General features: G+C 56.0%; 14 protein-coding genes and 2 pseudogenes. 9 read left to right on the top strand and 7 right to left on the bottom strand.

The window, feature by feature from the left end; genetic code table 11:
- Positions 1-163: 163 nt before the first annotated feature.
- Both FYB92_RS09540 and FYB92_RS15480 read left to right on the top strand, forming a co-directional pair.
- Positions 164-364: a hypothetical protein gene (locus FYB92_RS09540; RefSeq protein WP_332829034.1), complete on the top strand. Its 201-nt coding sequence runs from the start codon at positions 164-166 to the stop codon at positions 362-364.
- Between the two features lie 53 nt (positions 365-417).
- A pseudogene (locus tag FYB92_RS15480) lies at positions 418-774 on the top strand (hypothetical protein); the annotation flags it as partial.
- Here FYB92_RS15480 and FYB92_RS09530 read toward each other — a convergent pair.
- Together FYB92_RS09530 and FYB92_RS09525 are read right to left on the bottom strand one after the other, a co-directional pair.
- Positions 667-1,599: a DMT family transporter gene (locus FYB92_RS09530; RefSeq protein ID WP_075624333.1), complete on the bottom strand. Its 933-nt coding sequence runs from the start codon at positions 1,597-1,599 to the stop codon at positions 667-669. The pseudogene FYB92_RS15480 and the gene FYB92_RS09530 sit on opposite strands and share 108 nt — an antisense overlap.
- A gap of 308 nt (positions 1,600-1,907) precedes the next feature.
- The gene (locus FYB92_RS09525) at positions 1,908-2,159 is read right to left on the bottom strand and encodes a hypothetical protein (RefSeq protein ID WP_003619870.1); all 252 of its coding nucleotides are present in this window, start codon (positions 2,157-2,159) and stop codon (positions 1,908-1,910) included.
- Between the two features lie 224 nt (positions 2,160-2,383).
- Here FYB92_RS09525 and FYB92_RS09520 point away from each other — a divergent pair, with 224 nt between their 5' ends.
- Together FYB92_RS09520 and FYB92_RS09515 are read left to right on the top strand one after the other, a co-directional pair.
- Positions 2,384-4,321, top strand: a complete 1,938-nt coding sequence (locus FYB92_RS09520; protein WP_332828540.1) for an alpha/beta fold hydrolase — start codon at positions 2,384-2,386, stop codon at positions 4,319-4,321.
- Positions 4,318-5,328: a DUF4105 domain-containing protein gene (locus FYB92_RS09515; protein ID WP_332828539.1), complete on the top strand. Its 1,011-nt coding sequence runs from the start codon at positions 4,318-4,320 to the stop codon at positions 5,326-5,328. The genes FYB92_RS09520 and FYB92_RS09515 overlap by 4 nt, the downstream gene beginning before the upstream one ends.
- A 210-nt stretch (positions 5,329-5,538) precedes the next feature.
- Here FYB92_RS09515 and FYB92_RS09510 read toward each other — a convergent pair whose 3' ends face one another.
- The 5 genes from FYB92_RS09510 to FYB92_RS09490 all read right to left on the bottom strand — a co-directional run bounded on the left by FYB92_RS09510 (position 5,539) and on the right by FYB92_RS09490 (position 13,635).
- Positions 5,539-6,900, bottom strand: coding sequence for an amino acid permease (locus FYB92_RS09510; RefSeq protein ID WP_332828538.1), 1,362 nt, complete (start codon positions 6,898-6,900; stop codon positions 5,539-5,541).
- A gap of 352 nt (positions 6,901-7,252) precedes the next feature.
- Positions 7,253-9,712, bottom strand: coding sequence for a TonB-dependent receptor domain-containing protein (locus FYB92_RS09505; protein WP_332828537.1), 2,460 nt, complete (start codon positions 9,710-9,712; stop codon positions 7,253-7,255).
- Positions 9,713-10,967: 1,255 nt separating this feature from the next.
- Positions 10,968-11,645: a GntR family transcriptional regulator gene (locus FYB92_RS09500; protein ID WP_075596212.1), complete on the bottom strand. Its 678-nt coding sequence runs from the start codon at positions 11,643-11,645 to the stop codon at positions 10,968-10,970.
- A gap of 54 nt (positions 11,646-11,699) precedes the next feature.
- Positions 11,700-12,698 carry a 4-hydroxyproline epimerase gene (locus FYB92_RS09495; RefSeq protein WP_075631994.1) on the bottom strand — a complete coding sequence of 333 codons (999 nt, stop codon included), beginning with the start codon at positions 12,696-12,698 and terminating at the stop codon, positions 11,700-11,702.
- Positions 12,699-12,741: 43 nt separating this feature from the next.
- Positions 12,742-13,635 carry a dihydrodipicolinate synthase family protein gene (locus FYB92_RS09490; RefSeq protein WP_003619884.1) on the bottom strand — a complete coding sequence of 298 codons (894 nt, stop codon included), beginning with the start codon at positions 13,633-13,635 and terminating at the stop codon, positions 12,742-12,744.
- Positions 13,636-13,708: 73 nt separating this feature from the next.
- Here FYB92_RS09490 and FYB92_RS09485 point away from each other — a divergent pair, with 73 nt between their 5' ends.
- From FYB92_RS09485 to putA, 5 genes and pseudogenes are all read left to right on the top strand, one after another.
- Positions 13,709-14,986: an FAD-binding oxidoreductase gene (locus FYB92_RS09485; RefSeq protein WP_332828536.1), complete on the top strand. Its 1,278-nt coding sequence runs from the start codon at positions 13,709-13,711 to the stop codon at positions 14,984-14,986.
- 24 nt (positions 14,987-15,010) lie between these two features.
- Positions 15,011-16,591, top strand: a complete 1,581-nt coding sequence (locus tag FYB92_RS09480; protein WP_332828535.1) for an aldehyde dehydrogenase (NADP(+)) — start codon at positions 15,011-15,013, stop codon at positions 16,589-16,591.
- 72 nt (positions 16,592-16,663) lie between these two features.
- Positions 16,664-18,286, top strand: a complete 1,623-nt coding sequence (locus FYB92_RS09475) for an APC family permease (RefSeq protein ID WP_332828534.1) — start codon at positions 16,664-16,666, stop codon at positions 18,284-18,286.
- 262 nt (positions 18,287-18,548) lie between these two features.
- Positions 18,549-19,241 (top strand): GntR family transcriptional regulator, encoded by a 693-nt coding sequence (locus FYB92_RS09470; RefSeq protein ID WP_003619892.1) that lies wholly within the window; start codon positions 18,549-18,551, stop codon positions 19,239-19,241.
- 313 nt (positions 19,242-19,554) lie between these two features.
- Positions 19,555-23,212, top strand: a pseudogene (putA, locus tag FYB92_RS09465) (trifunctional transcriptional regulator/proline dehydrogenase/L-glutamate gamma-semialdehyde dehydrogenase).
- The last annotated feature ends 11 nt before the right edge of the window (positions 23,213-23,223 follow it).

Raw genomic sequence — 23,223 nt, 5'->3', positions numbered from 1 at the left:
TGAAACACCAGTACTTGGAGATACGTAAGGGTTTCTGTCGTGCAGTCATGACGTTTTGAAGAAATCTTCATCAAAACCCATCCTCGTTTAGCAACCAGCCAGTAAGGCTTTATCAGGCGTGTTTCGCTATCCCATATGAACTTGAGCGGCGGGAGTTCCGGGGATGATGAAAGTCATGAAGGGGCTGGTAGATCTTGAGTTCGAACGTCTCTACAACATGGAAGTGGCCTGTATCGACACCTTGATGGTGACGCGTCGGGAAGCTGCGATGGTCCGCTTGTCCTGTAACCATGCCCGTAACACTCTCTCTATGGTCGCCGGGTGGGCGGCACATGCCACAGCCGTTGCTGGTCTGGCATTCTGACGCGCATATGCGATGACAATGCCCATTCCGCATCTGCAGTCTTCCATTGCCATCCGTGGATGAATGGCCAGATTGAACGCATGAACCGGACGATCAAGGCGGCGACGGTCAAGCGCTTCTATTATGAAACGCATGACTAACTGCGCCAGCACTTCGCAGGCTTCGTCGTCACCTGCAATTTCGCCCGCAGCCTCAAAACACTGCGCGGACTTACTTCGGATGAATTCATTTAAACGTAGTGGGAAAAAGAGCCACTACGGTTCATGCAAAATTCGCACCATCAAACCACGGGACTAAACAGCTTATGGACTTGTTTGAGGTTCCCGCAGACGCCGTCGCGCAGCGCGGCGTTCCTGCAAAGCAAGATGTTCATAGCGAACACGCTGGCGTATCCAGTTGAGCATGCCTGAAAATGTCACGACGACAATACCGATAAAGGTCCATCCATCCAGCGCCTGATGAAACAGGAAATAGCTAAAACCCACCGCCCATAACATCTGGCTGTATTGGGGCAGGGCCACCCGGTTGGCGGGGGCACGGGCTGTTGCCACCATCATCAGCAATTGTCCCAACGCCGCCAGGAAACCATACCCGAACAGGAAAAACCACGTTTGCAGGCCATGCGGCCAATGCGCATGCGCCAGCATCAGCAGGCCATCACCCACCAGCGGCCCAAACAGGCTGGACCCGAACAGTGACAGGCGTGGCGTATCATTCCCCGCAAGGCGATAGGCGATAACGCCCACGGCATTCGCAACCGCCGCGATCAGGGCGCACAGATGTCCAAGATGCAGGGCACGCATCCCCGGCCGCAGAACGATCAGAACCCCGATGAACCCGACGATAACCGATACCCACGCCCACGCTGATACCTTTTCATGCAGCAAGGTGACAGACAGCATGGTCACAAAAAGCGGCATAAGGAACATCAGTGACAGGGCTTCGGGCATGGGAAGCAGCATGAATGCTTCAACACTTGCGGCGGTAGCGGTAAAGGTCGCGATCGCACGCACAAGCCACATGCCCGGCTTCTGTGGGGAGAAAATATCCAGATAGGATTCATTGTCCCGCCTGATGAACGGAATGATCAGAAAACCGAAGATCCCACCCGAAAAGGCAACCTCAAACGGGTCAAGCTGTCCTGCAAGCAGCTTGGAAAAAGCGTCACTGATTGAAAACGAAGAAAAGGCGGCGAACGCCAGCACCATCCCCGAGGAAAGAAAGCCCATCTTCATCTGTCACATCCATGATCAGTATTCCGCCCCAGGGGGCTTTACGGGCCAGCAGGCATAAAAACCAGTGCTGTCACACATTACCAGCCATGCATGAAGAATACAGCTTATGATATTACTTATATATGAAGAATTATTTTGGAAATAATTTATATATAAAAATAATAAATCCCGCGACCAGCTTCTGTCCAGACGGCCTGTCACCGTCATTTATCCAGGACAGGTGCCACGTGACATATGATGGCTCTGTCCCTGCCATGGCCAGGTCATGCATCGATTATGACAGGGACAGCACCCAAATGGGGAAAAACTCAGTCGGCGGATTTACGACCGAAGATATAGCTCGCCAGCGATGCAGCAGCGAGGATCAGAACCCCATAGACCTTGCATGAGGTCGGGATTTTGTTTTCATGGACCCGTACTTCCCCTTTCAGCGCGCCCAGATGTTCGGCAATCTGTTTGTGCAGTTCCGCCTTGTGCTGGTGAAGGGATTGTTCCACGTGCTTTGTGATGTCCTGAAGGTCTTCAGGGCTCAGCTTGCGTAGGTTTTCGGCAACACTCATGATCCGGTTCGTCCCTGTTTATCATCACTTTGGATATGCCCATGGAATCATTGGGCATATTTTTTATATCGGTTCGGGGGAGATATATTTCAAGCCTTGCCCCTCGCCATGGAAGTCCGATCATTGGCCATGAAATGATGGTGCGTCATTGCAAGGAATGGTTGTAGTGTGAAGACCGCAGGGGATTTTTCCCATTAGTGCAGTTTAGGTACCTGATTTTTGCAATGAAACATAGTTCATCTCGCCATCTCCATCCTTCCCGGCCCCGCATAAAGGGCCTGGCACGCACTGCCGCAATTTTTACCCTGACGATGCTGGCGGCATGCGCGGGGCCGGTTGAGGTCCGGCATGTTTCCCTTGTCAAAAGCTATAACAACGCCCGCCTGACCGCGTTACAGGGGCATGGCCTTGGTCCCAATACGCAGATCGTCCTAAGGCGGCACGGGCTGGCCCCTCTGTGGGAGCGTCATCCCGATCGCGCGATCGAAACCCTGCGTGGGCTGGCGGGCAAGGGCACCGGCGATGAACTGCCAGATATGCTGTTTGCACTGGCGGAACTCAGCTACCGTCAGGGCCTGCGTCACCGGCGGGTGGCCGATTTCCTGGCGGCTGCGGTTTATGCCTACGCCTTCCTCCAACCCGGAGAGGTGGGGGGACCCAGCCCCTATGATCCACGTTTTCGGCAGGCGGCCGATTTCTACAATCTTGGCCTGACGGCGGCATTCCCCGCCCCCGTTGCGATCATAACGCAAAACCGCCTCCTGCCGTTCGGGGATATCGAACTTGGCGCCGACCCGGCACAACTGCACTGGCATGGCCGCCTGCTGGAGAGTTTCCTACCGACGGCCACACTTGCCGTCAGCGGCATAAGCAATGTCTATCGCACCCCTGGGCTGGGCGAGGCCCTGACCGCCCTGGGCCGCCCTGAGGATGGCACAATAGAGGCCACAGGCGACGGGACACAGACAGGCAGGCTGTTTGACGTTTCCACCCGCCTGCGGATTCCCACCAGCATGATGTTGGAAATCCGCAATCCACGCGCGCAGGTACTGACCGGACACCTTCATGGGCGTCTGGTTGTGCATGTCATGGATGACACTCCCGGCGTTTCCATCCCGCCCGCATATGATCAGACAGCCGCCCGCGCCATCAGCCTGCATGAAACTGCATTATGGACCAAGGAATATCGCGGTTTCTTTGATGGCACCACCTATGATGGGACGCAACCACGACTGGTCGCGATGACGCCGCACCGACCGGGCAACATGCCCGTCGTCTTCATCCATGGCACAGCCTCCAGCCCGTATCGCTGGGCCAACATGGTCAACGATCTTCTGGAAGATCGCACCATCCGCGATCATTTTGATTTCTGGTTCTTTTCCTACGCCACCAGCAACCCCATCCCATATTCCGCATGGCAACTGCGCCGTGCCATCACCCAGGCGGTGGACAGTCTGGGCGGCACAAAGGCCGATCCCGCACTGGGACATATCACGCTGGTGGGACACAGCCAGGGGGGGCTGCTGGCGCGTATGCTGGTTATCAACCCGGGAGACAGACTGTGGGATGGAACGGCGGGACGTCCGCTTTCGACATTTCACCTCAATACCCGCACGCGGCAACTGATCAAGGACACCATGTTTCCGACCCCGATGCCTGAAATACAGCGGGTCGTCTTCATCGCCACGCCACAGCATGGCAGTTATCTGGCCGGGATGTCACTGGCCCAATTGGTTGGCGGTATGGCAAGCCTGCCATGGCGGGTCAGTGAAACCGCGCGCGAAATTGTCACCGGTGCAGGCGACAGCACGCGTCTTGACAATCGTATACCACGATTGGGCAGTGTCTATGCCATGTCCCCACGCAGCGCCTTCATGCGGACGTTGCCCACAATCCCGATCATGACTGATGTGCATACGCATTCCATCATACCGGTCTGTGGCACGGGGAACCCGCTATCCAACGCGAATGATGGGGTGGTGTCGTATGAAAGCGCCCATATCCCAGGAGTGGAATCCGAACTGATCGTACGCCATTCAGAACATTCCACGCAATCCAATCCGTTTACCATCGCCGAAATACAACGCATCCTGCTGCTGCAACTGGCCCAAAACCCTGCTACCGCCCCACAGGGTTCGTCCGTACAGGCCGCAAGGCAATGAACTGGCGCAACGCACTCAGGTGGGGCGGTCATATTACGCTGGTCCTGTATGGTGTGCTGGGGGCGGCGGCAGTCTACTACTCCACCATTCAGCCGGACGTGCTGCGGGTGGGAGGCACCCTGGTTTTTCCCATCCTGCTGTTTGGTAGTGCATGGATACGCCTGCCGCGCCGCAGGCGTATCCTGCGCATGGCATTGGTCGGGGGCATGGGTGTATGGTATGTCACCGACCCGCCGCGCAATGATCGGTCATGGGCACGCGAATATGCCATCCCCGCCGACGCATGGCGCGACGGTAATGACGTCCATGTCCATAATGTCCGTAATTTTCGGTATCGCACGCCAGATGACTATCTTCCCGCATGGTATGATGCGACCTATCACCTTAACGGGTTACAGAGTGTTGACCTCGTCACCTCTTACTGGGCAGGGGACTCCATTGCACATGTTTTCCTGAGCTTCGGCTTCACCGACGGGCAACACCTTGCCATTTCCATAGAAACCCGGCGGCAGGCACGTTTTGCCTATTCCACCATTGCCGGTTTCTTTCATCATTATGAACTGTTCTATGTCACGGCGGACGAACGTGACCTGATCGGCGTGCGAACCGATATCCGGCGCGAACGTGTCTATCTTTATCGCCTGAATCTGTCGGCACAGGTACGTCAGCGCCTGTTCATAAGTTATGTCGATGCAATCCATGACCTGATCCGCCATCCACAATGGTACAATACCCTGACAGACAACTGTACCACCGGCATTCTGGCACGGGCAGGAGCACGCCTGCGCTACCGGCTGGACTGGCGCGTGATCCTTAGTGGCCATACAGCGGCCATGGCTTATGACATGAACCTGCTGGGACCGTACGATTCCACCCATCTGCCGGATTTTGCCGCCCTGCATGAAGCAAGCCATATCATCCGCCCCCCCGGTGCAACCCCGGGGCCAGATTATTCAATTGCAATCCGTGCCAGCCTGCCGCCCCCTGAAGGAATCGGCGGAAAATAAGCGGCCGTTTTTACGACCCTGTTGATACATAAGAGACTGTTTAAAAACAACCTATTGGTAAGGAATGACAACCCCGTCTGGACAGCGACCTTCGAAGATTTTTAAAAATCTTCGCAAAAATTTTATCATTCCAATGGGGTGTCGGTTCCATATTTTCAGACAGGCCGCCAAAAGCATCCCATGTTTTTTGATGCCACCCGGTTCCACGGACTATGGATATCCCTGTCCCACCGATGTTGTGCTGGCGCGATTACGGCGACGTGCCACCACCTGCCACCCGTCATAAAGACAGACAAAAAACACGGCATTCAACAGGCTGGCGATGGCCGTCATGCGTTCCGTCGGATCCAGCAGCATTGCCACAAAGACCATGCAGATCCCGCCAATACTTACATATCCCTGCCAGATACGACCCATAGTATTCCTGCGACACATCATTACAAGGTAACTGACCGCGATCAGCAGATAAACCAGCAAGATGACGCCGCCACTGCAACTTAGCAGGAAAGAGAAGATCACGTTTGGCGACAATATGGAGCAGAATGCGACAACAAGGCCAGCAAACGTACTGGCGATCAGGGCCGACCGCGGGGCCCCCTGTGCCGAATGCCGCGCCAGCAGGGCAGGGGCATTGCCTGAACGTGCAAGTTCGGCAAGGATACGCGATGTTATGTAAAGGCTGGAATTCAGGCATGACAGGATCGCGCTGAATACGACAACACGCATGATCGTTGCGGCACCGGGAACACCCATGACATTCATGGCGGCGATGAAGGGAGATTTCCCCGCCGTCACCTCAGTCCATGGCACGATCGCAAGCAGCAGCATGATGGATGTCAGGTAAAATACCGTGACCCTGACACCGATACTGCGTGTCACACGGGCAACCCCCACACGTGGGTTAGCGGATTCCGCAGCCGCCACCGTCGCAACTTCGGACCCGATCATGCTGAACATGATCGTCGGTATGACCGCAAGTATGGCCGTAATCCCGTGGGGGGCAAACCCTGCATGCCCAAGGTAATTGGCCCGCACGGAAATGCCTGGCCCAAACATATGCCCCACGAAAAGCACACCCATCACGATGAACATGATGATGCTTGCGACCTTCATCAAGGATAGCCAGAATTCACATTCCCCGAATACATCCACCGACCGCAGGTTGACAGCCATCAGCACAAGGATAATGCCCACCGCCAACAACCAGATGGGCAATGCGATCCAGTCCTGCATCAGTAGACCGCCTGCGATGGCCTCGCTCCCCATTGCGACCACCCAGAAAAACCAGTACATCCATCCCGCGACAAACCCGGACCTGCTGCCATATCCCTGCCGGATATATTCCACGAACGAGCCCAGGCCCGGTTGCTGCATCACCATTTCGCCCAGCATGCGCATCACAACCATAATCAGTCCGCCGCACAGAGCATATGCCAACAGAACCGCCGGGCCGGCCACGGTAATGGCGGAACTGCTGCCCACGAACAGGCCCGCCCCGATGACACCACCAAGGGCGATCATGGCAATATGGCGATTTTTCAGCGTTCGGCCAGAAACGGCATCCTGTGTCATCAAATATCCTTCGTGGGCCACGGACCGTCTGTGGCCCGCCAGAACCGTCTGCTGCCCATCAGGGAAAGGGCGACATCATGTTAGTTCCTGTGTGGTGGGAACGATACCACCTTTCATGGCATATGTCCAAAATCGTAACGTAAATCTTCTTTATATTCTTATGTTTTCCATATTTTATTACATATTTTTCGCTTCAGATCCGAAAAGATATCATGCGAATTTCAGGATTTTATATTCTGAAACTGATGTCACCTTCCATCATGTTTATTTATAAAATTCAATAAAACAACCATATTACTCTCCCACACCATACAGGACATGCAATGGTGTGGGGTAACGATATGCTGTGTAATCAGAAATCGGCCTTGATGGCGCCAAAGGCCATACGTGGCGTGCCAAGCAGCATCGACTGATCACCATAGGCAGATGCGCCATTCATCGGGTTGCCATTTTCCCCCATCGTCGCGATATAGCGGGTATTGGTCAGGTTGGTCAGGTTGAAAGACAAGGTCAGGCCACGCAGGAAACCGCCAAGGCGCGGACCGGTATCGCTGGTCTTCTTTACATGCCATTGCAGGCCAAGATTCGACAGCCAGTAACCCGGAATCCGGTATTCTCCCTCATAATCATAATTACGCTGCCCGACATAGTTTCCATCAATATAGAAACTGAGTGAACGCCAGTCATAGGACAGCCGTGCCTTGTACATGAACCGCGGATAATTCACGACCTGCTTGCCCTTTGTGGCATGTGTGCCGTTGGAATCCGTAATGTTATCGTCATAAACGGCATGGTTGTAGCTGACGCTGTTGGTGATCGCGAGGTTACGCAGTGGCGTTATCGTCAGGGCCGCATCCACGCCATTCATGGTCACGCCGCCCACATTGGCAACACTGGAAATCGGGTTGACCGCAGGACCAGACGTAATCTGTTGCAAGCGATTGTTGAAATTCGTGCGATAGGCATAAACCGAAGCCCCAAGCAACCGGTCATGATACCGATAACCGATGGCATAGGTCCACGCTGTCTCCGGTCGCAGGGTGCTGCGCGCATCGTTATAGGCGGTTTGTGTCACCGCAAACGGCGAGTTGGACAGCTTGAACCCTGACTCCGCATAAGTATGGACATTTTCTGAAATGTCGATGAACAGCTCATGACGTTTCAGGAATGTCCAGTCCACGCCAATATGTGGCAGGAAGGGCTTGGCAATTGTCTGGCTGACGCCACTCGTGATATTACCGATATTGCCGTAATAATCCTGATTCAGATACCCATCACCCACACGTGTTGTATTCAACAGTGACTTGAACCCGAAATGCAGCGCAAGATTACGGATCGGACGATATGTATCCTGCACGAAGGCGGTGAAGGTATTCGTGTTATAGTTCTGGTTGAAAACCTCGGCAAACGGGTCTTTGAAATGTCCCAGTGGATTGACAAGGTTGCCCTGCACGACGCCGTTGACGACATTGGGTTCCGCATACTGGTACATCGGGGACTGATAATCATTGTTTTCATACCAGACGCCACCACCAATATGATTATGCGCGATATCATATGTGACCTGCGACAGCACGCCAAAGCGCCGGATGGAAGGCTGCTTGACCAGTTCGCTCAGGGGGGAGCCATTGGGTGAACCACTATAGGGCGTGGTCCAGGTGGTCTGCTGTGATTCCCCGTGACCATAGGCCGTGGTGGTCCAGCGCACCTTGTCCGTCAGTGCCAGGTCGGCCTTGAGATAGCCTACGATGTCGTCCTGGTTGGTCGCCCCTTCGTAATAGGATGCATCCGACGCATCACTCAGGTTGCCATATCCGGCGGGATAGCCACCGCCCTTGTTCTGTGCCGCCAATGCTGCGTCATAAGCACGGATATAACCGCTTGCCCGGCCATTATAATAATTATCGGCATTGGGGCCGAGATGATTGAGAATATCAGGCGACATGTCCTGATATTCCAGTTCATGCAGGTCGCTCCAGTCGAAATAGGCGGAAAGTGAGCTATTATTCCCGATCGGCTGAACCAGCTTGGCATTGACCTGCTGATAGAACTGTTCCCCGTACCCTTTCCATTTATCCTGATCATTGCGCATATAGGATGCATAAAAGCGGGTGCCGGTGCTGTTCAGGTCACCACTATCGACCCGTGCAAATGTATGGAACGTATTAAAACTACCGAAGCCCTGATTGACCGTGCCGCCGAGCTTATGGCTCGGGTCAGTAGTGGTATACGCCAGGGAACCCCCAAGATTATTGGTCGCCGCCACATCTTCGGCGCCCGCTGACTGCGACACGTCAATGCCCTGTACATTTTCGGACGAAACAGCCAGAACGGGATTCAGACCGTTATAATTTCGATATGTCATTTCACCCAGCGGCACACCATCAAGAGTCATGCCGATTTCCTGCTGCTGGAAACCATGCATGAAGATCTGCGTACTCCACGTACTGATGCCCTGCGCATCGGCGGACTGGAAATCCACACCGGGCATGGTGTTCAACGCCGCCATCGGGTTGGTACCCGGTGGCGCTGCCTCCAGCAGTTTCTTGCCAACAACCAGGTGCGCACCATGCACCGTGCGATGTGCCGAAACCGACAGGGATTCAGGTGCGGCACGTGAACGGACCGGACCGGTATCATGCGTCGTGGCCGTATGATGTGCTGCATGCACGCCCATCGGGCGCATATTGCCCCGCGATGTGGCATGTCCTGTCTGGATCGTACTGGTGGCGGCATAGACCGAATGTGAGGACACGCCCGACAGGACCGTTGTCATCAAAAGCAGGCCTGAGAAAATTTTACGGTTGCTCATGCGTCTGTGTTCCTACCGGGCGTATGGACAGGAGAGGGTCACAACATGCGCGGGCACATCACAGCCCATGGCGGCAACCCGGTTTAACAGTCGGTGGAACAGGTCGTTTTCATACAGCATTATTCCTAACCCCTCTGTATATATTTTAGAATACCAAGAACAAAAACATGAAACCCGCATGAATATGAAAGTATTCCCCGAATATGGGCACATGACCAAAGTGTCTTTTTCGTCACAATCACCTGACATCGCTGATGTGTGGAATATTGCAGAAATTGGTATGGCTTCCCCCTTTGAGGATTTATGCATCTCAAAGTCAGGATTTCTGTGGGAAAATTGCTTTCATTAAAAGTGTTTCGTTATTTTTGTTTCCTTAAACCCCGCGATTGGTATCGAATATATCGTATACCGTGCATGAAATATAATATATGATCAATACGTTTCCGCATTATTCCGCGACAAAAAAGAGATTGATTTCCCAGATCGTTGCATATTTAACACACATTTTACGGCGGAAAGTTCTAAGAATATGTTTGTTTATTTTAAAAATAAGCAAAGAAAATTCCCATGAATTTTAATGATTTATTCCATATATATAATAATTATATAATGAAATGAAATTATTATAATGAATTATATTCCATGCATATGCTCTGGAATTATATCACGGTATAACTTGAATCGAAACTACAGCTTTTACTTACAATCCACTTTGCGCGCACATCTGTACAACGACAGACGTCAGCATGTCACCATCCGCCCAAAGATGCAACATCATATATTATATGATATTGCGATTTTTATATATAAAATATTCCATTCATGTCGCGAAATAGGGCATATTTGGAATAAAATATATGCATATGCCGTTATTTTCATCATATTGGATATGTCAGGCGAACTCTCCGCCCCGTTCGTGCTGTTATATCCGGCGTGCCGCAGGTTGAAACAGCACTGAATGATTTGCGAATAATGTCCTGATAAAAAACAATGAATACCGAATCATTTTTCGAAAAAGCTAACTGTCGAGGATATCACGGGAAAGATTCCTCGAAATTTTCAGGGCGTTGCAATTATCTTTCCGACAGTTTCTTGGGGGCTGCTGGAAAAAACAGGTCCAACAACCCGCTGAAATCATGAATATTGTTGGTCGATATTGTCCTGGAAACGCTTTGAAAAATGTCAAATTCTTGAAAAAAGGCATAGATCAGAGTTTTTATTATTGTATTTCAGTGGGTTATCCGAAAATTTCTTATTATTTAGAACCAGCCCGCGGCAGTTCCTTACGCAGATCCTCATGTGTATCGCGAATATGGTTGCGTGACAGCTTCAACAGGGTCTTTTCATCCCTGTCGATCCAGGCCGCCAATATCTTGCCATGTTGTATGTTGGCCTGTTCCGGTCGCCCCATCGGACCAAGATGAAAACGCACATATCGGTCCGCGATGACATTAAGGCGTTCAATCATTGTATAGGTTAACGTGCCCGCCCCAGGGCGGATCAGGGACATGTGAAAGGCGCGATTACATTCCCCCCAATCCCCGTCACCCTGCATGCAGGCATTTCCCACCGCCGCCAGCATGGCGCGCGCATGTGCATGATCCGCAGCCGTGGCATGCCGGCTTCCTGCTACGGTAGCTGTTGGTTCAAGTTGCAGCCTCAGCGCAAAGACCTCGTCCGCTTCTTCCGCGCTCAGTGTATTGACTGTGAAACCGCGATTGACGTGTGACCTGACCAGGCCATCCTGTTCCAGGCGGGCCAGGGCCTCACGCAGCGGGATCTTGCTGATTCCCAGTTCGGCTGCAATCGTGTCTTGGCGTATGGGCTCTCCCTCCGCCAATTCTCCTTGCAGGATACGTTTGCGAATCAGGTAGTAAAGCTGATCCGCAATGGTGCGTATCTGCAGCGATGCGGAATGGCGTACGATGCCCATGCACAGGGGGCCTTTATGCAAGATGAAGGTCAGGACTGCAGCGGATGGCCGGTTTCAGACCACCTGGAAACCGTTGCTGAAAACATCTTCCTTATCAATCCAGATCGTGTTGAACCCGGTTGAAATGGCGCTTCCCGTAATCAGCGGAACGATCGCCTGATGGTCGCCTACTTTCGTCTTGCTGTCGATACGTCCGGTAAAACGGCTGCGGATATAGCTTTCATGGATGAATGGCTGTCCCGGATCAAGGATTCCCTTGTGCGACAGATGTGCCAGTCGCGCCGATGTCCCGGTGCCACAAGGGCTACGGTCAATGGCTTTGTCACCATAGAACACGGCATTACGTCCCTGGCGTGCGGGATCTTCACCCGGTTCCGCCCACAGGACGTGGCTGACCCCCTTGATTGTGGGGTCAAGCGGGTGGACCGGGGTATAGGCCTTGCGCACCAGATCACGGATCACGGGGCTGAGTTCAAGTATACGGCGTGCGCCAAGTTCATCGAGCGTATGGTATGCGCCCTGCGGTTCCACGATGGCATAGAAATTCCCGCCATAGGCCACATCCACCGTCAATGGGCCAAAACCCGGCACTTCAATGGAAATCCCGGTTCTGGCCACCCATGCCGGCACATTGCGGATGGTGACAGACGTCACCCGGTTATGTGCATGTGTATAAGTGATGTCGATTATGCCCGCAGGAACTTCCAACCGCAATTCACCTTCTTTGCGGGGTTGCAGCAGCCCATGTTCCAGCCCGAATGTTACCACCCCGATCGTGCCATGGCCACACATCGGCAGGCAGCCACTGGTTTCAATGAATAATATCCCCCCATCCGTATCGGGACGGGTAGGGGGATACAGGAAACCGCCGGACATCATGTCATGGCCACGGGGTTCGAAACACAGTCCGGTGCGTATCCAGTCGAAACGCGTCAGAAAATCCTGACGCCGCTCGCTCATGCTTGTCCCGCGCAGCAAGGGTGCCCCGCCCGCGACCAAGCGGACGGGATTGCCCGCTGTATGCCCATCAACACAGAAAAACGTATGTCGCATTGTCATATCCCTGATGTAAACGCGGCGGACGCAGGCGTGTGGCCTATTGTGCGCAGGGGCGTGTGGCGGCCGCTTTTTCCACCATGGCCGTGACTTCGGCGCGACGCGCGCCGGTCAGGGGCATGCGTGGCATACGGACGCGTTCATTGCCACGCCCCATGATCTGTTCCGCCAGCTTGATCGACTGCACCAGGTCATGTTCCGCATCCAGATGCAGCAAGGGCATGAACCAGCGATAGATTTCCAGCGCCCGCGCCATATCCCCCCTGTTCAATGCCGCCACCAGCTCGACCGATTCCTGTGGAAATGCGCTTGTCAGCCCTGAAATCCATCCCGCAGCCCCCAGGGTCAACCCTTCGAACGCCACGTCATCCAGCCCCGCCATCATGATATAGCGTGCGCCAAACGCATTGACCACATCGGTATAGCGACGCGTATTGGCTGAACTTTCCTTAACCGCAACGATCGTCTTCACATCCGTCAGCTCTTGCAGAACCTCCATGCTGATGTTCACGCGATAGGCAGTGGGATTGTTATACAACATGATCGGCAGGTCGGACGCCCCCGCCACGGCCTTCAGATGGGCGACAAGCTCCGCTTCCTTGGGGACATAGACCATCGCTGGCAGCACCATCAGCGCATCGGCACCAATCCGTGCGGCATCGGCCGCGAACTTCACCGCGCGCGGCGTCGTCAATTCGGATACGCCCACAATCACGGGCACACGCCCTTTTGCCGTTTCACATGCGGCGGCAAGGACCTTCAGCTTTTCTTCGGGTTCCAGCGAATTGTTCTCGCCACATGTTCCCATGATCGTCAGGCCATGGACGCCATCGCCAATCAGATTGTCCAGAACTGTTTGCGTCGCTGTAAAATCGATCGACAAGTCCGGGGCGAACTGCGTGGTCGCCGCAGGAAAAACACCTGTCCACTGCATTGGAACTCTCCACTTGATTTCGATATCGTTTCGTCTATCGTATACGTATTGATTTGGAAAGGACGAAATATCCATGCCCCCAAAATCCGGTCGCGTTGCATCCGCTGTCGTGGTCGGGGGTGGGGTCATAGGGCTTTCGTGTGCGCTGCGCCTGCGACAGAAGGGATTTTATGTCGTGGTCCTGAATACGGGTGAGGCACGCGACGCCGCGTCATGGGGAAACGCGGGGCATATCGCGACAGAGCAGGTGATGCCGCTGGCCTCGCCACGCATGCTCCTGTCCGCACCGGGGCGCATGTTCACGCTGACGGGTGGGGTACTGGATATCGGCTGGCGGCATATTGGTACATGGCTGCCATGGGGCATGCGCTATGTGCGCGCGTGCGCACCTTCCACGGCGCGACGCGGACACATGGCCCTGCGTGACCTGCTATCGCACGCCATGCCCGCATGGCGACGCATGGTGGATGATCTTGGTGCGCCTGACCTGCTTATCGACAAAGGGCACCTGATGCTTTGGGATGGAACGACCGACCCACGCCGCGCGATGCGTGCGGTCATGTCGTCCGACCTTGGGAGCGCAACGGCATGTGCCATGACACGGCAGGAACGCGAAAACCTGATCCCGCTGCTTGGTCATATTCCACGCGCAGGGCTGGCTTTTGGCGGAACAGGTCAGGTCCGTGACCCCGGATTGGTGCTGACAATATTGCAGGACCGTCTGCGCGCGGAAACTGGATGCGAACTGCGACAGCAACGCGTCATCCGGGTTTCATCCGGCCCGTCGGGGGCGCAGGTCATCGTGCAGGATGGCACATCCCTTACGCCTGATATCGTCGTGATGGCCGCAGGGGTGGGGACGCGCGACCTCGTCCATGGCTGGACGCCCCCGCTAATCGCGGAACGTGGTTATCATATCGAATGGGACCATGGCGGCATACCCGAAGGGCCACCGATGGTTTTTGCAGATCACGCCGTCATCGTATCGCGCTTTGAAGCACGGATGCGGGCTTCGACGTTTGTTGAATTCACCCGTGCCGATGCACCACCTGACATGAGGAAATGGCAGAAACTGGAACATACGGTGCAGAAAATCGGCCTGCCCGTCAGGTCCGGCTTTTCCCGCTGGGTCGGCTGCCGCCCCACTTTACCCGACTACTTGCCTGCCATCGGCCGTCTTCCCGGGCTGCCGGGGATCATCGCCGCGTGCGGACATCAGCATCTGGGCCTGACACTTGCGCCATTCACGGCGGAAATTGTGGCAGCCATAGCCACTGACGAAGACATATCGCTGAACCTGCATCCCTTCCGCCCGGATCGCTTCGGACGGACACATGCACGAAAGGTATAAAATATGACAGGAGGAAAAGAAAATATGACATTAAGCGGAACCTTGCTGATCGGGCAACGCGATGTCGGGGGTGACACGCATTTCCATGCGATCAATCCCGCAACGAACGCACATCTGGAACCGGCCTTTGCCTGCGCCACGTCCGCAGATGTGGATACTGCCTGCCGTCTGGCGTCCGACGCATTCGATCCCTATCGTGCCGTGTCATTTGAAAAACGTGCGGTATTCCTTGAACGGATCGCATCCTGCCTGGCCAAGAATGCCGATGCCATCATAGCGCGCGCAGGCGCGGAAACCGCATTGCCCGAAGGACGCCTGCGCGGAGAGATGGGGCGCACAATGGGGCAGTTACGTCTGTTCGCCACGCTGGTGCGGCAGGGGGAATGGAGTCAGCCGCGCATTGATCCTGCATTACCCGACCGCACGCCAATGCCGCGCGCCGACCTGCGCCAGCGCCGTATTGGCGTGGGGCCGGTTGCTGTATTCGGTGCCAGCAATTTCCCGCTTGCGTTCTCTGTCGCCGGTGGTGACACGGTTTGCGCGCTTGCTGCGGGATGCCCGGTGATCTGCCGTGCCCATCCCGCACATCCGGGAACCAGTGAACTTGTGGCGCGCGCCATCCGCCAGGCAATTCAGGACTGCGCCCTGCACGAAGGGGTTTTCTCCCTGCTGGGTGGGATCGGGCATGAGGTGGGGGAATGGCTGGTAAAGCATCCTGCCATTATGTCAGTCGGTTTTACCGGCTCTTACGCCGGGGGGACGGCCCTTGCGGCAATCGCGGCGCAGCGTGCGGTGCCCATTCCCGTATTCGCGGAAATGGGCAGCATCAATCCGGTCTATCTATGTCCGCAGGCATTGTCCGCACGCACGGAAACACTGGCGCGGGAATTTGTCGGTTCCCTGACCATGGGGGTGGGGCAGTTCTGTACCAATCCGGGCATTGTCATCGCCCTGGAAGGAGAGACGTTCGAGGCCTTTGTCCACACAGCCGCGCAGGACATCGCCACACGCCCGGCGATGACGATGCTGACACCAGATATCCATGCTGCCTATGATGCAGGGGCGGGGAAGCTGGCGCGATGTCCGGGCGTCACGGTCGTAGGGCAGGGGACGGATGACGGGGCACCCAATCGGGGGCGGCCGATGCTGTTACGTACGACAGCCGCTGACTTTATGCGTGAAAGCATCCTGCGGCACGAGGTTTTTGGCCCGGTCTCGCTTCTGGTTTCATGTCCCGACATCACCACGCTGCATGCCCTGACCGAAAGCCTGGAGGGGCAGTTGACCATGACCTTGCACATGGATGACGGCGACATTGACTTTGCACGGATGCTGCTGCCGGTTTTCGAACGCAAGGCAGGACGCATTGTGGTCAATGCGTGGCCCACCGGAGTAGAGGTCAGTCCTGCCATGGTCCATGGCGGCCCGTTCCCCGCCACCACGGACACCCGCACCACATCGGTAGGGACTGCTTCCATTGAACGTTTCTTGCGGCCAGTCTGTTATCAGGATCTGCCAGACATCCTTCTGCCCCCTGAACTGGAGCGCGCCAATCCTCTGGGCCTGACACGGCTGGTGGATGGAAGGCCACAGGCCGCCGCCTGATCCAGTGTCCGCACCGGCGCACATCTGTCCATGACCTTGTGCGCCACGCATCAACCGGCAAGGAAGTGCGCCATGGCCCCGCCATCACCGACATTCAATCGTTCGCTTTCCCTCCTCGATCTGACATTACTGGGGTTTGGGGCGGTTTTCGGGTCCGGCTGGCTGTTCGCGGCGTCGCATGTCGCGGCGATTGTCGGTCCCGCCAGTATCCTTTCATGGCTGATGGGCGGGATTGCGGTCCTGTTTCTGGGGCTGATCTATTGCGAACTCGCCGCCGCCCTGCCAGAGGCAGGGGGCATGATCCGGTATCCGGCCTATGCACACGGTCCCCTGCTGGGTGCATTGCTGGGGTTTATTACCGTCATTGCCTATTCCAGCCTGATTTCCATCGAAATCATCGCAGCACGCCAGTATGCGGGATCATGGGTCCCCGGACTTACAGCCAACAAGGCAGGGGATCCGACCCTTTTGGGGTGGGGGATGCAGGTCGCGGTACTGGCAGGGATGCTGCGGCTGAATATTTCTGGTGTCAAGACATTCGCATTATTCAATAATATCATAACATTCTTCAAATTCGTCGTGCCAATGCTGGTCATTGGTGTGCTGCTGCTGTTTCTCCGTCCTGATAATTTCACGAAATACGGCTTCATGCCTTTTGGCGGACAAAGCATGGAAAGCGCCGTCTCCGTCGGGGGCGTCATCTTTGCCTATCTGGGCCTGACCCCCATCATTGCGGTCGCAAGCGAGGTCCGCAATCCGCAACGAACCATTCCCATCGCCCTGACGCTTTCGATCTTTCTTGCCGCCTTTGTCTATATCCTGCTGCAGGTCGCCTTTATCGGAAGTGTGCCCGCCCGCATGCTTGCACCACATGGATGGGCCGGTATCGACCGCCTGCTGCCCCTGCCATTTCATGATATCGCCATCACGCTGGGTCTCGGGTGGCTGGGCTTTGCCGTTGTCATTGATGCGGTCGTATCCCCCACTGGCACGGGCAATATCTATATGGGATCGACCACACGCATCATTTACGCATGGTCGCGTTCCGGCACCTTCCTTTCATGGTTTGGGCATCTGGATCCGCGCCATGGCATACCCCGGCGCGCGGCTTTCCTGACATTCGGGCTCGGCCTTTTCTGGATGCTGCCTTTTCCATCGTGGGAAGCACTGATTGGCGTGGTGTCATCCGCCCTGATCATGAGTTATGCTTTCGCCCCGGTTGCCGCCGCCGCATTGCGACACGCAGCCCCCGACCTTGTCCGCCCGTTCCGGGTCAGGTGCATCCGGGTTATCGGCCCGGTTTCCTTCATGATCGCCAGCCTGATCGTATTCTGGTCAGGATGGTACACGCTATCTTGGCTTTTATCGGTTCAACTTATTTTTGCGGTGGGGTTCCTCGCCATTCGCACGTTACGCGCCATGGGCAATACAGGCGAAGATATCCGCAGTAGCGCATGGGTGCTGGCCTATTTCACGGGCATGCTTGCACTTTCGGCCAGTGGATCCTTTGGGGGATATGGCTTTGTGCCCCATCCATTCGACGATATGGCGGTGGTCATTTTTGCCGGGCTGATTTTCATATGGGGCGAACATACCGCACATCGCAATATGACATTGCCCGATGCACCCGCCAGTATCCCGATGACCATGACGCCAGATACACTTATCGCCCAGGAACCTGTTATTTCTCTTTGAAAGGCCGGTTGAAACACCTTCTTCGAATCATTTCATGGTTCTGAAATCGCAAGATGGCCGGACGGCGGGCAAACCCTTTGACGGCATTGGCAGCGTATCATATAATTTTATATATAATGTATACCAAGGCTCCTGTCGTATAACTTGCCCGCCGCACCATGGCAGGAGAGGGGGAGGCGCCGGGAGCCTATGTCCGGGAGATTGCCATTTCCCCGTCTGCCCTGCGTGGGGACACGACCATCTTGCGAGGGGAAATATCTGCATGCTGCCATCTGCCATCTTTGATGTGGAAACCGGCCAGAAACGTGGTGCCGCGTCCATTGTGGTTGGGGCCGCGTTGCGCAATGCCATCCTGACGGGACAGCTTCCGGCCGGGCAGGCATTGCCGCAATCAGAATTGGCTGGTGGTTTTGGCACCAGTATCATTCCCGTGCGCGAGGCGCTGAAGCAGCTAGAAGCCGAGGGGCTGGTAACGTTCCTGCCCAATCGTGGCGCAATGGTGACCGGCATGACCGAACAGGACATCATCGAATATTCCGAAATCCGCGCCTCGCTGGAGGAAATGGCTGCCCGTCACGCCGTCAGCCACATGTCACGCATGGACCTTGCCCGGGTGGAGGACGCCTATGACGCCTTTGTCGAAGGCGCGGCCAATGCCACCAGCAAACATGATTCCGGCGACCTGAACCGGGCCTTTCACAATGCGATCTATGTCGCGGCACAACGCCCACGCCTGCTGGAAATGATTGATGACCTGCATATCCGGCTCAATCGCTATATCCGCAGCCATCTTGAAATTGAGGGGCGCAAGCTTGTAACCGACAGGGAACATGCGGAAATCATGCAGGCCTGCCGACGACGTGATGGCGATGCGGTTGCGAATCTGACGCGGCGACATATCCTTGAAGCCGCCGACATTTCCATCCGGGTCATCCGCGAGCGCGCACAGTCCTGACGATATCAGGGCCGTACATCATCCCAAACGGCCTCCAGCCATAATCACAGGCACCGAAAGTTCCCGGTGAAGCTTTTCCTCAAAGCTTCAGGAAACTTCCTCTGCCTGAAACAAGACAATCCGTAAATTCTGATCACCTGTTATCAACGGGTTGATTTGAAAATAGCTTGCCATTGCCTTCCGCGATGGACGCATGACCACGCCATTATGCTGCAAAAACATGCTATGAATTTTTAGATCGTATATTATAATATAGAAATTATATCATCTCGGGTTTCTCCCGGATGTGCTGGCCTGCCTTGGGATCTTCATCATGGTGTTTTTCAAAGAGTTTTCTGGTCCGGTGGATGCCCCTTCACCCCTGCGGCAACGGATAACCGATGCGTGGCGTCGGCCCGAACGTGAGTGCATTGCCGCGCTGGCTCCGGCTGCGACGCTGACCCCGGCGCAGGGCGCGCATACAACCGCACTTGCAACACGCCTGACCGAGGGATTGCGCCATAACCGCGCACCTGGTGGGGTGGAGGCACTGGTGCAGGAATTCTCCCTTTCCTCGGCCGAAGGGGTGGCTTTGATGTGTCTGGCCGAAGCACTTCTGCGCATTCCCGACAGCGCCACGCGCGATGCCCTGATCCGTGACAAGATCGGCTCAGGCGACTGGATGGCGCATATTTCGCGCGACCGTCCGTTATTTACCAATGCCGCCGCATGGGGACTGCTGGTGACGGGACGCCTGACGGGAACGGAAACACACAAAGAAGCCGGTCTTGCACGGGCGCTGAAGGGACTTGTGGGCCGATGCGCCGAACCCGTGATCCGCAAGGCCGTCGATCTGGCCATGCGCATGATGGGCGAACAGTTCGTCGTGGGTGAAACCATCGAATCCGCCCTGAAGAACAGCGAAAATCTGGAGGCAATGGGCTTTCGCTATTCCTACGACATGCTGGGGGAGGCGGCGTTGACGGCACACGATGCCGAACGGTACCGGCAGGACTATATCACGGCCATCCATGCAATCGGCAGGCAGGCACAGGGTGCGGATGTATATGAACGTCCCGGCATCTCGATCAAGCTGTCTGCGCTTCATCCGCGTTACAGCAGGGCGCAGCGCGCACGCGTGATGGCTGAACTTCTGCCGGTGGTGATCGAACTGACCGTTCTGGCGCGGCAGTATGACATCGGCCTGAACATTGATGCGGAAGAGAGTGAACGGCTTGAACTCTCGCTCGACCTGCTGGAAGGGCTGTGCCATGAACCGGCCCTGCAGGGATGGAACGGCATCGGCTTCGTCGTTCAGGCCTATGGCCGTCGTGCGCCCTTCGTGCTGGATTTCATAATCGACCTCGCACGACGTACCGGCCATCGCATGATGGTGCGCCTGGTAAAAGGCGCCTACTGGGACAGTGAAATCAAGAAGGCGCAGATCGAGGGGGTACAGGATTTCCCCGTTTATACGCGCAAGGTCCATACCGACATCAGCTACATCGCCTGCGCGCGCAAGCTGCTTGATGCCCGCGACGTCATATTCCCCCAGTTCGCGACCCACAACGCCCGCACGCTTGCGACCATACATACGCTCGCGGGGCCGGAATTCCATGTCGGTTCCTATGAATTCCAGTGCCTGCATGGCATGGGGGAGCCCTTGTACAAGGAAGTCGTTGGCCCCGGAAAGCTGGACCGGCCCGCGCGCATCTATGCCCCTGTCGGGACACATGAAACATTACTGGCCTATCTGGTGCGACGCCTTTTGGAAAACGGGGCGAATTCCTCCTTTGTGAACCAGATCGGGGATGAACGCGTGCCGGTTTCCGCCCTGGTGGCGGACCCTATGGCCATTGCACACGGCATCGTGCCGTTCGGCGCCCCCAATCCGGCGATCACCGCCCCGCCCGACCTGTTCGCACCGGAACGCCGTAATTCCGCGGGGCTGGACCTGAATGATGAAAATACCCTTGCAGCACTGGGTGCGGGGCTGGTGGCGGAGATGCCTTCATGGACATGTGCACCGATGGTTGCCACATCCATCCCGGCCGGACTTACGCTGGATGTTGAAAACCCGTCGGACCGGCGTGACATCGTAGGGACATGGGCCCCCGCCGATATCGCCATCATCCCCGCCGTCATGGACAGTGCCGTTGCAGGTAGCAAGGCCTGGGCCGGGGTGCTGCCCACAGAACGTGCGGAAATACTGACGCGCGCGGCGGACATCATGGAATCACGCCGCGATGCGCTGCTTGGCCTGATTGTGCGTGAAGCGGGGAAATCCTTTCCAAACGCCATTGCCGAAATTCGCGAAGCCGTTGATTTTCTGCGTTATTATGCGGCTCAGGTCCGTGCTGAATTCGATAATGCCACCCATATCCCCCTTGGCCCTGTTATATGTATCAGCCCATGGAATTTCCCGCTGGCAATCTTTACGGGACAGGTTGCAGCAGCACTGGCTGCGGGAAATAGCGTCGTCGCCAAACCGGCGGAAGAAACACCCCTGATTGCGGCACAGGCCGTCAGTATCCTGCATCAGGCGGGCATTCCCACAGACGTCCTGCAACTGCTGCCTGGGGCAGGGGATGTGGGTGCGGCCCTTGTTGCAGCGCCACAGGTGGCAGGCGTGATGTTTACCGGATCAACCATGGTGGCGCAGTCGATCAACCGGCGGCTTGCACCCCGTCGTGGCCGCATGGGACAGCCCGTACCGCTGATCGCTGAAACGGGGGGGCAGAACGCGATGATCGTGGATTCCTCCGCCCTTGCGGAACAGGTCGTTACCGATGTCGTTGCCTCGGCCTTCGACAGCGCGGGACAGAGATGTTCGGCATTGCGCATCCTGTGTGTGCAGGAAGACTGCGCCGATCATGTGCTGGCGATGCTGCGTGGGGCGATGCGCGAACTGCAACTTGGCAATCCCGCCATGCTGTCCACCGACATCGGGCCGGTCATCACGCCCGATGCGGCAAAAGGGATAGAGGCGCATATCGAGGCCCTGCGTGCAAAGGGCGCGCCCGTGTTCCGCGTGCAGGCCCCGCCACAATGCGACCATGGCAGCTTCGTCTCCCCAACCCTGATCGAGATTGATTCCATCTCTGACCTTGGGCCAGAAATCTTTGGGCCCGTGTTACATGTCCTGCGTTACCGTCGGCAGACACTCGATACCGTCATCGATGCCATCAATGCATTGGGCTATGGCCTGACGGGGGGGCTGCATACCCGTATCGAAACCACGGTCGAACATGTGACGCAACGCCTGAACGTGGGGAATCTGTATATCAACCGCAACACGATTGGCGCAGTTGTCGGGGTACAGCCCTTTGGTGGGCGTGGCCTGTCAGGAACGGGACCAAAGGCGGGGGGGGCCGCTGATCCTGCGGCGTCTTGTCGCACAATGCCCCGCGATGATCGCCCTGCCGCGCGGCATGACCGCCGGACAGGTGCCGGCAATGATGCAGACATGGCATGACTGGCTGGTGGGAACCGGGCAACGCCAGGTAGCACGATATGTGGCTGATATGATGAAAGCCCCGCTTGTCGGCGCACAGATGATGTTGCCTGGTCCGGTGGGAGAGGAAAATCTCTATCACCTCATGCCGCGTGGCAACGTCTTGTGCATCGGCGGCGGCACGCGCGGGGAACTGCTGACAGTCATATCCATGGCACTGTCATGTGGTAATACGGTGTTCGTGACCGGAGCAGAAGGGGAGACGACATGGCTGTCGGGACTGCCCACGCATATCGCACAACATGTACACGCTGTTCATGACGTGGGGCAGCACACATATGCGGTCGTACTTGGCACCCGCGACAATGACAGTTTCCGAACGATCACGCACACCCTTGCCAATGGGGCAGGGGCGATTACGTCCGCCTTCCTGCTGCAAGATGGCGACCTGAGACGGGAATTCCTGTTGGAGGAACAGTGCCGCAGCACCAACACGACAGCAGCGGGTGGTAATGCAAGCCTGATGGCAATCGGGTAAGCAACCGCACA

This window comes from Novacetimonas sp. GS1 (genome assembly GCF_036686925.1).
GTDB classification, from domain to species: domain Bacteria; phylum Pseudomonadota; class Alphaproteobacteria; order Acetobacterales; family Acetobacteraceae; genus Novacetimonas; species Novacetimonas hansenii.
Note: the sequence above shows the minus strand (reverse complement) of the source record. Positions and strands in the feature narration are given on the sequence as shown.